Below are 11,922 nucleotides of genomic sequence, written 5' to 3'. Positions count from 1 at the left end.
ATTAAGTCATTTGGTCATTGGTTGGGCGGGTGGCGTGGGATAGGGCAGGCGGGCAATAAACATAGCAAGCACATGCCCATGCTATTGCAACGGGGTAAAATCGAAAAAGTAATCTGCTATACATTCACCCTGTCGCCATGTGATTTCGGCTCCGAGATCACCAGGAAATGGAGATCTGTACTGCTGTTGTTAAGGATGCGGTGCCGGGTTTTTGGGACGAAATGGATAGATTGCCCCTGCTGTACCGTTACCGTTTCGCCTTCCACCTCAAAAGTGGCGGTTCCCTGCAAAATGTAAAATACCTGCTGGGCGCGTTCGTGGTAATGCGTTTGTTCGGCGGCACCGGGGGGAATACGTTCCTGTATTACGGCCAGGCTGTCTGAGCGAAGCAGGTGCCAGCCGTCGCATTGGTCGCCCCAGGTATAATGCTGGGCGTTTTGGGTTGAGGTGATGTGTTTATTCATGGTTGTTTTCTTCGTATTGCTGCTGCAGTTTGCGCGGGGCACGGTTATACCAGGCAGTTTGTAATAGCTCAGTTAACTCCTCAGGCGCTACCCTTTGCAGGTTCACCAGCATGTAATCATAATTGAGGTAATGGTCGGTAATAAAATAGGTAAGCGGGTCCTTCAGCATCCATTTTTCGCGGATGATGGATTGCACCACCAAAGTTCCACCATCCTCCTTCATCCTGGCGAATAGTTTTTTGTTGACATAAAAACCCGGCGTACCATAACACAGCTTCTCCGTAACCCCTGGCCAGGGCAGGCAGGTTTTCCGCAGAAACTCCAGGTAAATGAAGGTGTTGTCGATCATTAGGGTAAATGTCGGAAGTTTTAAGGGGATTTGGAAAGGGGAGGAGGCGGATTCAAAAGTATTATTTGAGGTTTATCAGTTTTAATTCGTTGATGTTCAAAATCACGGGGTTAGCCACATTTTGTTTGCTTCACCCATTTCCCTACATTTAATTCCAAATTCCTAAAAAACTACCATGAACGATAAAACATCCCGTGCCGCAGCGCTGCTGTTTGCCAGGGCGCTGCCGGGCATTATTTTTTTGATGCAGGGCTATGGCAAAATATTCACCTACACGGTGCCCAAAGTGTACGGTATGTTTTTTAAAGATTTTGAAAAAACCTGTCTGCCCAAATGGTTAATATGGGGCACAGTTTATTATACTTCGTATGTGGAGCTGATCTGCGGATTTTTGCTCATCGTTGGCCTTTTTCGTAAATATGCCTTAACCCTGCTGGGGATTGATCTGCTGGTGGTTTCCTTCGGTCATGGCCTGCTGGATCCGATCTGGGATCTGCAGCATGTGATCCCGAGGGCTGTTTTGCTGATCTTTATTTTGGTGGCGCCGGGGGATTGGGACAGGTGGAGTTTGGATGGGGTGGTTTTTGGGAAGAGGGCGGTTAGATAGTTGTTATGCAATTGGCGGTAATGTCCGCAGGGTGGACTCACCCCGACTACGCTACGCTGGTCGACCCTCTCTACGGCAGGCCGTAAAGAGGGTGGGAAAGAAGTTTTTATTTTTTTCCTCCGCCCTCTTTGCCGCTTGCGGGAGAGAGGGCAGGTCGAGCGGAGCGATGACCGGGTGAGTAGACTCGCCGCCATCCGATGGCGGTAATCTCCGCAGGGTGGACTCACCCCGACTACGCCACGTTGGTCGACCCTCTCTACGGCAAGCCGTAAAGAGGGGAGGGAAGAAAAAGTAAAAAATATTTTTCTTATTTTCCCCTGTGCCAAATATTATTGATTTATGTCGTGAGTTGAGGCGGAGAGAAACTCCGGCTGAAAAACTGCTATGGGATCATTTAAGGAACAGAAAGCTTTTTAATCAAAAATTTTTGAGGCAGCACCCGATTTGCGTAACTTTTGCATTTGGGAGGTACTTATATTATATACCGGATTTTTATTGCCATAAAGCAAAATTAGTGATCGAGGCAGATGGGCCAATTCACCTGTTAAAAAAGGAATATGACGAAAACCGGGATGAAGCATTAAAGGCTTTGGGATTAAGGATTTTAAGGTTTGATAATGCGCAGATTCTGACTGAAACACAGATGGTGCTGGAAAAGATAAAAGAATATTTGTAACGGAATTTTGCTAGCCCGGAGTTGGCGTATATACATTGGCGGTAATAAACGCGCTCCGTTGACTCACCCCGACTACGCTGCGCCTGCCTTTCGGCAGGCTGGCTGGTCGACCATCTCTACGGCAGGCCGTAAAGAGGGTGAAGAAGGTTTGTTTTTTTTAGCCCTCTTTGCCGCTTGCGGGAGAGAGGGTAGGTAGAGCAGAGCGATGACCGGGTGAGTAGACTCGCCGCTATACACTGGCGGTAATGTCCGCAGGGTGGACTCACCCCGACGTTCCGCCCCTTCGGCGGACGTCGACCCTCTCTACGGCAAGCCGTAAAGAGGGTGGGAAAGAAGTTTTTTTTTGCCCTCTTTGCCGCTTGCGGGAGAGAGGGCAGGTCGAGCGGAGCGATGACCGGGTGAGTAGACTCGCCGCCATGCAGGTGCGGCAATGTCCGCCGGGTGGGACTCTCCCTGTCCGCATATCGATGGCGGTTGAAAACCGCAGCAATGCACAACCATGAGTTACAAACTCGCGGCATCGGGGAATAGAGCGAAGTTTTTATACATATTTTTCTTTAAAAATACAAGTAAATTACAGAAGTTATTAGTGTGCCGGGTGTCCCGGGTGTATTCATCCGTGCCGGGTGGTTCAGGTGCACCTGCTTATTTGGCAGCGGGCAGTTGGCCGCACTCGGGGCGATCAGCCTTAGCGATTAGCTCCAATAGCTCAGCAATCCGCTATATCACTACGAAAAGATATTGATTTAGTGATTTTCGCTTACAAACCGCTAAATTCGCAAGTAACACCATGAAAGATAACCTGCAGCAGCTTTTCGGTAATATTGATATCTACCTGTTCGACCAATTGCTGAAGGGCACTTACGATAACTGCCACACCATTCTGGATGCCGGCTGCGGGGGCGGACGCAACCTGGTTTATTTTTTACAAAACGGCTATTCTGTTTACGGCGTCGACCCAAACCCGGAAGCTATTGACGCTGTAAAAAAGCTTTCCCAAAACCTGGCGCCGGCCAACCCTTTAAGTAATTTCGTGGTGGCCCCGGCAGAAGTTCTGCCTTTTGATGATGACAGTTTCGACCTGGTGATCAGCAGCGCGGTATTGCACTTTGCCCATAGCGATGAACACTTTGAAAGTATGCTGCACTCGATGTGGCGGGTGTTGAAACCGGGCGGCTATTTATTTGCCCGCCTGGCATCTGACATCGGCCTCGAAAACCTGGTATTGCCTACCGGCCATGGCCGTTACCTGCTGCCTGATGGCTCCGAACGTTTTTTGGTGAGCGAAAAAACACTGCTGAATTATACCCGCGGTTTGAACGCCCGGCTGATGGAACCTATTAAAACCACCAACGTGCAAAACATGCGCTGTATGACGACATGGTGTTTGCAGAAGGCGTAAAGGCAGAGCAATCCGAAAATATCAACCAAAAAACTGATCCCCGTCATTTTTATAAACACAAAAATGCTGCACCTTTGCCGGCTATGTTAATTTACAAGAAATTTATATTTGATTCGGCCCACTTTTTACCTAATGTACCCGAAGGGCACAAATGTAAAAACATGCACGGGCATACTTACCAGCTAACTGTTTTTATGGATGGCCCGTTGCTGCCCAATGAAGGTTGGGTAATTGATTACGGCGATCTGAAAAGACTGATCAAACCCATCATTGACCAACTGGACCATCATTGCCTGAATGAGATCCCCGGCCTTGAAAACCCAACCAGCGAAATATTAGCCATTTGGCTGTGGAACCAGGTAAAGCCACTTATCCCTGCCTTAAAAAGGGTGGAGTTGAATGAAACGGCATCGTCGGGGGTGATCTACGAGGGGGAATAAAAGGTGGCGTTTTAAAGCTCAAGTGTTATTTAGTTTTATTGTTGGCTTTGGTTTGGAGTATAACAGGCAGTTCGTCTAACTTTTAAAACCTGAGATCGGGGGATTTTATGAAATCAACGCGGCGATAGCCTGTTGGCTGGCATCAATTGCCCTATTGATTAAAATGTTATCATCAGCCTAAAACAAAACGCCCTTAAACAGCTTATTCTTTATACAGAAGGAAATCTTCTGTTTATCGGGTACCTTACATTGGCATGGGTATTTATAAATAAAATTTAAGTCCCCATGAAATCATTACCAACAGACATTACTGACCCTGTATTTTCAAAACCTATTACTTATAGCAAGATTGATCAGTTTTTTTTGAAATATATCCGCGATGAACGGGACCTTCCCTTTATTTATTTCACTTTAAAGATCATTTTCCTTTTCATCCCTTTTGCGGTATTATTGTATACCAACCTGTTAACGGGTTGGCTATGGGCTGCAGCGGCCCTGGCATATATGGGCCTTAATGTAGTGTTTTTTATCGGCCGGTTTGCTTTAATGTTTCACTGCATTGCACACCGGATATTATTTAAGAAGGAGTTTAATTACCTGAATGCTTTTATCCCTTATTTTATAGCCCCATTTTTTGGTCACATGGCCTATACTTTTTATTCGCACCACGTGGGGATGCACCATGCCGAAAATAATTTAGAAGATGATGAAAGTACTACTATGCCTTATCAGCGGGATTCAGTAAGGGGATTTTTACTTTATTTCAGCCGGTTTTTATTGGTTGGGATGTACAATGCCGCCGCCTACTTTAAAAAAAGAAACCGGAATAAATTAATACAAAGCCTTTTACGCGGTGAAATATTATTTTTCTTATTGACTGTTTTGATGTGTTTTGTAAACTGGCCGGCAACCCTGTGCGTGTTTGTTTTTCCTTATTTTTTTTACCGGTTTGTGGCGATGTTTGGCAATTGGGCGCAGCATGCTTTTATTGATCCGCTTGATCCCGGAAACTCCTATAAAAACAGCATTACCTGCATCAATACCAAATACAATTGGTTATGCTGGAACGATGGCTACCATATTTCTCATCACCTGAAACAGAACCTGCACTGGACAGAACATCCCGGCTATTTTAAGGCAACCATTGCAAATTATGTTACAAACGATGCGGTTGTTTTTTATCAGATCGATTTTATGCTGGTGTCCCTGTTTCTATTGAGCAAGCGCTATGATCTGCTGGCTAAATATTTTGTAAATATTGGAGACCGGTTTAAGTCAGATGCTGAAATCATATCGTTTTTAAAAGAAAGAGTTCGACGTTTTACATTTGTTAACAACACTGAAATTTTGGTTGTTACTGAATAAGTTATCAAACTGCCGGCTTTTAATTTATATCAAACTACAAAAGGCATTTATTAAATTTACCTGACGGCTATTTACACCTTTACGATGAAACAGCAATTCCATTACGCCACAGTAACCGAAGCGATTGAACAGCTTAAAAAGCAGGGGTTTACTGTAGACCTCAATTTAAAGGAAAACCATTTGATTGCCGGGGAACATACTTACCCCGCCGATGAATTTGAGATTGTCGACCTGTACCGCTATGAAGGAGCATCTGATCCTGCTGATGAAGCTACCGTTTACGCGCTTGCCAACCCTTCAGGCGTAAAGGGCATATTGGTTTCTGGATACGGCATCTCAGTTGATGAAGCCTCAACAGAAACATTGAAGCAATTGCATTATAAATATTTGGAGGGGAAGAAGTAAGAAAATTAAAACTTACGAAGTTTCTAAAACTTCGTAAGTTTGGAAGAGAAGGATTATTTTATCCCGTAATGATCATTCATTAATTTTTCGAACAAGCCGTTAGGCAATACTTTCTTAAGCGTTACCGCAATTGTTTGGCCAAAAGCGCCGATCAGGTAACGGGGTGCAGGGCTTGACGAATCGACAATCTCGCAGATCTTTTTACCGATCACATCAGGGTTGGCGCCAATGCTTTCATCCTTTTCCATGCTGGCAACGGCAGTGGTAAATTCTTTTTCAAGTTGCTCATTTTTAAGTGGGAAGGGCACCTTTTCACGACTGCCGGTAAAGTCGGTTTTAAAGTCGCCGGGGTTGATCAGCGTTACTTTAACGCCGGTATTACGCAGTTCCATTCGCAAGCTTTGCGAGTAACCTTCTATGGCATATTTTGATGCGCTGTATAAGCCCTGGTAAGGCAAACCAAACAGGCCGGCCAGTGAGCTTACATTGATCACCAGGCCTTGTTTGGCTTCTATCATTTTTGGAATAACCGCGCTGCTCACTCTGATCACGCCAAAAAAGTTAACCTCGAATTGTTTTTTGGCATATTCAACAGGCATGGCATAGGCAGGGCCGGTTACACCATTGCCTGCATTGTTTACCAGTACGTCAATTTTGCCTTCGGCTTTAATGATTTTATCAACGGCCGCGTTTACAGACGCATCATCGGTAACATCCAGCTGGATAGGTTTAAAGGATGCTGAACTTAAGCGTTTAATATCGCGCGACGAACCATATACGGTGTGGCCTTTTGCCTGCAATGCATTTGCAACAGCTAAACCTATACCGGACGAAGCGCCGGTCACTAAAATTACTTTGCCCATTTTTTGATTTAATAATGATTTTCTAATGCAATGCAAACCTGATGGTTTGCGCTATAAAAATGCAAATTTATATGAAAGCAAAGAAATTGTTTTTTGAATTTCCTGATAATCAGTAATGCCGCCCTAAAGTCGGATCTTGTAATTTGCAGAAAGGAAAAATTACCTGCCGCCAGGTCACCTTCTCTAAAAAACACGACGGGCAAAAGCGGTTGGTCAAAAAAACAAGGGCGATATAACTAACGGATCGTTAATAAAAAAACATTTAGCTGTTGTTTGCTTTTTATTTTTTCACACTCACTTCAGTAGTAGCCGTCCTGCGGGTTGCAGTGTATACTATGCCGTTTACCATTTCGTATCCGGTTGAAACACTTTGGGCATATCGTTTTAAAATAAGCCCTGTAAAATTATCTATTAACAAAGATCCGTTGATACGGCTATTCATATTGCCCCCTAATATGGAAGTTTTGTGGGTGACGGTGGTAGTGTGCCCGGTGATGGCGTAAATGCTGTAATTTGTTTCTTTTGACGGTGTTGCGTCCGTCCATGAATAGCCTTTTTTTACAGCGGGGTTTACCGGGAAATCTGCCATAAATTGCAGCGTAGCCCCCGGCGATAAATACTCCGGCTGGATCCCGGTAAAGGATAAAAGGGTGTCGTTTGCAGCAGCAGTATTTCTTACGCTCAATATTTCTCCCTTATTATTTACCATAACGGTAGAACGGGCATTTAACATTTTTTGCAAGCCCAGGTGGATGGCAGAATTAGGGTCGGCGGGTTTATCCGAATTATACACCAGATTTTGGTCCATTGCATTGATCGTGTCAATTATTTTATCAGTTGTAATGGTAATTGATGCCCCCTTTTCGGATACATCTGTAACCTTATAAGTTTTTGTGACGATGGAATATGAACTTACATGTAAGGTTTGGCTTCCACGCTGTAATACACAATTTGATTTGGTTAATACCCGCCGCTGAAATTCATCGCCTTTTTTAAACCTGACCTGTGCGCAAACAACACCGCCTATAACCGATAGGATGATAAGCAGGATATGTTTGACTCTGGTTGGCGTAATCTTCATTTTTTATATTTCTTATGATTGTTTCCTGGAGGGCAGATATGTGGGTGCCGGCGAAGGTTGAGCTTGTGAATAAGCCAGGCGGAATTAAATCCGGATCGGTTTGGTTTTAAATCTATGTTTACCCTTACGCCTGCCTTTAACCGCTTTTTTGTCTGTAGCTACTGTTAGCTTTATACTGATAGTTCCAGGTATAGCAGGTGTCGACCAGTACGTTGGTGTATTTACTTGCGGCAACAAAGGAGATTTGAGGCTTAATACCTCCGGCATTACGGGGATAGATAATTTTCCGGGTGTTGTTTTGCCTGATGATGCGGGCTCTTGCGGTAAAGGCGGCATATCTGGTGGTGGCGGAGCTGGCAGGTCAATCACCTCCGGTGCGGGCTTGTCCTGTATCGTTTGTTGCGGTAATGGTGGCGCGTCCGGGGCCTCAGGTAATGGAATATCGGTACTTTCGAGTTCAGTGCTCATTTTTTCCGGCCGGCCGGGAGCAGCTGCAAAAGGCGATGTCGTAATAATAGCGGCCACGTACGGCATCTTTACAGGAGGAGCCGCCGGCTGGGCGGGTATAGGTATATCACCAGGGCTCAGCAGCAATGATTGGGCTGCTGCTTGCTTTCCCGCAGTATTTCCCTTAGTTGTGGATCCCGGAGGCAGGGGCGGGGGCACATTCCAGTCGGATAAGTTGCGTGCCTGCGCTATTGCGCTATTCAAAGATATGGTTAGCGCAATTAACGCAAACAACAAAGCAAGCAGTAGTTTTTTACCGCCATTGATTTTCTTTGTTTGTATGTTTATATACACTATTGCCATTCAATTATCTTGCCACCGATAGCGGATAGCTTATTATAAATGTTGAATTTAGTTTATCTGAAGAATACCTTGTTAAATCAGTTATGCCAATGCCGATTGCTAAGGGGCTGTCAAAGGGTTTAATGCCCAAGGAGCAGCCTAAATTTATCCCGGACCATTCAGTAATAAAGTTAACATTTTTTATTAACTCGTAAGATATGCTTCCAAATATCGCCGTGCCATGCCTGCCCCTGCCATTCTTGATATCCAGGGCGCTTTTAGTATAAAATCTACCGTTACCAATGCCGATGGTATAGGTAAGCCTTGAGCTGCCAGGCGTGGCAGATGGCAGCGCCTGCAGGGCATGGCTAAATGCAAAATAGAACGTTGAACCTGGCGAATCCGACTGTCGCTTGTTGGCAAATAATTGTAAACCGCCCGCTGAGATGCTGCTGCCTGCAAAAATTTGGCGGCTTATCTGAATATTTCCCGAAAGATCCTTTACTTCATCTACATTGGTGATATTCATACCGAACGCCACGTTTACTGCTTTTTGAGGATCACCCGCACAAAAACCTCCAAAGGCTATCAAATCAGCCCTGGTGCGATATGGTTGCGGGTAATCGCCCCCAATACCGCCAAATATATAAGTACCGAACCCTCCCCAACCTGATGGCGAGATCAGGTTTTGCAGCACGCCGTTTGGTAAAAGCTCGTCACTTGTATCTTTAGCCTTAGACGGTGCAAGTAATGAATCCATTTTTTTTTGGACGGCGTCCTCAAAAGTGGTTTGTGCCAATGCAGCACCAGAAAATACCAAATACAGGGGTATCGTAAAAAAAAATAGTCGCCATATTCTCGATCCGCAATTCATTAGCTTAAAGTACCATGGTTTGAGTTAAAGGGCGCTTGACAGTTTCATCCTAAATTAAGTATTTTTTCTAGTAACACATAATCGTTATTAAACAAATGCACGATCACCGGCCTGTTAAAAACATCCATTCAAAGGTTATTTTATCTGCCCGATGCGACTTAATAAACACCGTAAATCTAAGCTTTATTATTCCTGTAAAAATACCAACTGCTTTGTATTGTTCGCCGGGGTGCCTTCCCATAAAATTGTACCGTAAAGAATTCAAAATTAAGGCATATGAAAAATTTAGAATATTTAATTTATTGTATCCCCGTTATCTTTATCCTATTATCACACAAGCACTTGCTCAAATACCGTAAGCTAAGAAACACAGGAAAGATCCCATACATCATCAGCGCGAAACAGCGTAAAAATGTATATTTTTACCTGGCAATATTGTCCGTGGTGGCCATTTTAATTATTCAAATTCAATTTTTCTGAAAAAACTACCGTTTTAAAACCAGCAAATGGCAGGCGCTAACGCTTAACGCAGGAAGTTACAGGTAGGTCGATGATTTTCAGCCTTTGCAGTATACGAAACCGGCACATTTGCGGATAGGTTTGAAATGGCTACCTTTAACTTGGAACACGCATCCGGCTATGAAACACTTTTTTTCTATTTGCTTTTTTTTAGTTGCAATTTCGTGCTCCGGTCAAAATAGCGATAGTTTAAAGAAAATTATTTTTGGTAATGCATCCGACCAAATACGTTTAACCGCCACAAATACATTCTTGAGGCATCCGTCACGAAAAAATCCGGAAGAAACAATGGTGGTTGCCCGGAAAGGATTAAGCCTTGCCAGCCGGCTAGGTGATAGAAAAGCTGCAGGTTTAATACTGCTGGCCATAGGAAAAGCTTATGATTTAGCAGCAAAATTTGATTCTGCGGCATATTATTTTGATAAGGCCACTGTAGTTTTGGGTGCTATTAAAAACCAGGACTCGCTTACAGCTGAATATATGGAGTTGGCGAAATCATATACTCAGTTGAAGAATTATGATAAGGCGATCCGGTTAAATCAAATGGTGATTGCTGTTTTTTCAATAAACGGCTCACCCAGGCAGCTAATAACTGCTTTGAGCCAGGCAGGTGAGTTATACGAGGCGAGCCATAAATATCGCGAAGCACTCAGTTATTATAAGCAAGCTTTCGACATCAGCGACTCACTGGATTTTGTTCAAAAAACGAAGGAAAATACTTCCGAAGCATTCAGCAGGAGTTTTATGAAAGATGTTTTGGGAAGCTTAAAACAGAAAAGTGAATCGGAACAGGATATTTTAAAAGCCATCGAAACAAAAAAATCGCTGAACGATACATTGGCGCTCACTATCAATTATTTTAACCTTGGTTTATTATATAAAAGTAAAAAGTTGTACCCGCCATCATTGGATGCATTGCAAAAATGTTTGCAATACGCCACTAAAATAAATTATGGGGCCATGCAAAGCAGCGCGGTAAATGAAATAGCTGATCTGTATGAGCAAAAGGGAGATTACAGGCAGTCGCTTGTTTATTTAAAAAAGCACATGGTGTTGACCGCTTTAAATAATACCGGCCAATCAAAAACCATCGACGAGTTGCAAACCAAATACGAGATAACTCAAAGAGAAGACCAGGTGCTTCAACAGCAATTTGAAATTACCAAACGCAATTACTGGATGACCGGCATTTTTGTGTTCATGGGGTTAATGCTTTTTATAGGGTTTATTTATTATAAGCAAACAAAGTTAAAGCAACGCAATATTGCCATGCAGGCGATCATTGAAACGGAAGAAAGCGAGCGAAAAAGAATAGCACAAGATCTGCACGATAGCGTAAGCCAAACCATGACGGCTGCCAAAATTAATTTAACTGTTATAGGCGGTGAATTGCCTTTTGTAAACGAGGCGCAAAAGAAGCGGTTCGAGAAAGCCATCAAACTGGTTGATGACGGTTTCAGGGAGGTACGAACGATATCACACAATATGATGCCCTGGGCGCTGCATGAAACCGGCCTTGCCCTTGTAGTTAAACAATTTGTTGAGAATATTGAAAACGATGCCATCGCCATTAAGCTTTTCAGCAGGGGCTTTGACGAGCCCTTTGATGCAACGACCGAAATTATTTTGTACCGGGTTTTGCAGGAATGCGTAAACAACGTAATGAAGCATGCCGATGCAAGCAGGCTTGATATTTCGTTGATAAGGGATGAACAGAATATAAGTTTAACTATTGAGGATAATGGCAAAGGATTTGAGACCACAGGCCCTGGCGCCTATTGGGGAGTAGGGTTGAACAATCTGAGATCGCGGATCAATTTTTTAAAAGGCAAGGTAGAGATCGACTCACAACCGGGTAAAGGAACGCTGGTATCGGTGTACATCCCGCTGACTCATAAATCCTTATAAATTATATTGCAGGATAAATTTAGTGAGTTCCACCGGGTTTTTAAGGTTCAGTTTTTGCATTATATTTTTCCGGTGTGTTTCAACGGTATAGATGCTCAGGTGCAGGTGATTGGCCATTTGCTGGTTGGTAAAATCCTGTTTGATAAATTGCAACAGTTCAATTTCCCGTTTTGTGAGCTG

General features: G+C 43.8%; 14 protein-coding genes. 7 read left to right on the top strand and 7 right to left on the bottom strand.

The features are described from left to right. Positions 1-116: 116 nt before the first annotated feature. Together QZY09_RS14120 and QZY09_RS14115 are read right to left on the bottom strand one after the other, a co-directional pair. Positions 117-464, bottom strand: coding sequence for a cupin domain-containing protein (locus QZY09_RS14120; RefSeq protein ID WP_295673377.1), 348 nt, complete (start codon positions 462-464; stop codon positions 117-119). Next, on the bottom strand, positions 457-813 hold the full coding sequence (locus QZY09_RS14115; RefSeq protein ID WP_295673375.1) for a hypothetical protein: 357 nt from the start codon (positions 811-813) through the stop codon (positions 457-459). The genes QZY09_RS14120 and QZY09_RS14115 overlap by 8 nt, the downstream gene beginning before the upstream one ends. Positions 814-988: 175 nt before the next feature. On the opposite strand from QZY09_RS14115, the gene QZY09_RS14110 reads away from it, so the two are divergent. The 6 genes from QZY09_RS14110 to QZY09_RS14085 all read left to right on the top strand — a co-directional run bounded on the left by QZY09_RS14110 (position 989) and on the right by QZY09_RS14085 (position 5,708). After that, complete coding sequence (locus tag QZY09_RS14110; RefSeq protein ID WP_295673373.1) at positions 989-1,420, top strand: DoxX family membrane protein; 432 nt, start codon at positions 989-991, stop codon at positions 1,418-1,420. A 319-nt stretch (positions 1,421-1,739) separates the two neighbouring features. Beyond that, complete coding sequence (locus tag QZY09_RS14105) at positions 1,740-2,096, top strand: endonuclease domain-containing protein (RefSeq protein ID WP_295673370.1); 357 nt, start codon at positions 1,740-1,742, stop codon at positions 2,094-2,096. Between the two features lie 790 nt (positions 2,097-2,886). Then, the gene (locus tag QZY09_RS14100) at positions 2,887-3,498 is read left to right on the top strand and encodes a class I SAM-dependent methyltransferase (protein WP_295673368.1); all 612 of its coding nucleotides are present in this window, start codon (positions 2,887-2,889) and stop codon (positions 3,496-3,498) included. A gap of 83 nt (positions 3,499-3,581) precedes the next feature. Then, positions 3,582-3,938 (top strand): 6-carboxytetrahydropterin synthase QueD, encoded by a 357-nt coding sequence (queD, locus tag QZY09_RS14095; RefSeq protein WP_295673407.1) that lies wholly within the window; start codon positions 3,582-3,584, stop codon positions 3,936-3,938. Positions 3,939-4,223: 285 nt separating this feature from the next. Next, a complete protein-coding gene (locus tag QZY09_RS14090) occupies positions 4,224-5,303 on the top strand; it encodes a fatty acid desaturase (RefSeq protein ID WP_295673366.1) in 1,080 nt (359 codons plus the stop codon). A gap of 84 nt (positions 5,304-5,387) precedes the next feature. After that, the gene (locus QZY09_RS14085; RefSeq protein ID WP_295673364.1) at positions 5,388-5,708 is read left to right on the top strand and encodes a phosphoribosylpyrophosphate synthetase; all 321 of its coding nucleotides are present in this window, start codon (positions 5,388-5,390) and stop codon (positions 5,706-5,708) included. 53 nt (positions 5,709-5,761) lie between these two features. Here the strand turns inward: QZY09_RS14085 and QZY09_RS14080 are convergent, their stop codons facing one another. The 4 genes from QZY09_RS14080 to QZY09_RS14065 all read right to left on the bottom strand — a co-directional run bounded on the left by QZY09_RS14080 (position 5,762) and on the right by QZY09_RS14065 (position 9,201). Continuing rightward, on the bottom strand, positions 5,762-6,571 hold the full coding sequence (locus tag QZY09_RS14080) for an SDR family oxidoreductase (protein ID WP_295673361.1): 810 nt from the start codon (positions 6,569-6,571) through the stop codon (positions 5,762-5,764). A gap of 280 nt (positions 6,572-6,851) precedes the next feature. Then, positions 6,852-7,652, bottom strand: coding sequence for a DUF6263 family protein (locus QZY09_RS14075; protein WP_295673360.1), 801 nt, complete (start codon positions 7,650-7,652; stop codon positions 6,852-6,854). Positions 7,653-7,736: 84 nt separating this feature from the next. Beyond that, positions 7,737-8,462, bottom strand: coding sequence for a hypothetical protein (locus tag QZY09_RS14070; protein WP_295673358.1), 726 nt, complete (start codon positions 8,460-8,462; stop codon positions 7,737-7,739). Positions 8,463-8,466: 4 nt separating this feature from the next. Then, the gene (locus tag QZY09_RS14065) at positions 8,467-9,201 is read right to left on the bottom strand and encodes a hypothetical protein (protein WP_295673356.1); all 735 of its coding nucleotides are present in this window, start codon (positions 9,199-9,201) and stop codon (positions 8,467-8,469) included. Positions 9,202-10,086: 885 nt separating this feature from the next. On the opposite strand from QZY09_RS14065, the gene QZY09_RS14060 reads away from it, so the two are divergent. Continuing rightward, a complete protein-coding gene (locus QZY09_RS14060; protein ID WP_295673353.1) occupies positions 10,087-11,742 on the top strand; it encodes a sensor histidine kinase in 1,656 nt (551 codons plus the stop codon). Here QZY09_RS14060 and QZY09_RS14055 read toward each other — a convergent pair. After that, a partial coding sequence (locus QZY09_RS14055) for a LuxR C-terminal-related transcriptional regulator (RefSeq protein ID WP_295673351.1) occupies positions 11,737-11,922 on the bottom strand: 186 nt, incomplete at its 5' end. The genes QZY09_RS14060 and QZY09_RS14055 overlap by 6 nt on opposite strands.

This window comes from uncultured Mucilaginibacter sp. (assembly GCF_903913935.1).
In the GTDB taxonomy this organism is placed as follows: domain Bacteria; phylum Bacteroidota; class Bacteroidia; order Sphingobacteriales; family Sphingobacteriaceae; genus Mucilaginibacter.
Note: the sequence above shows the minus strand (reverse complement) of the source record. Positions and strands in the feature narration are given on the sequence as shown.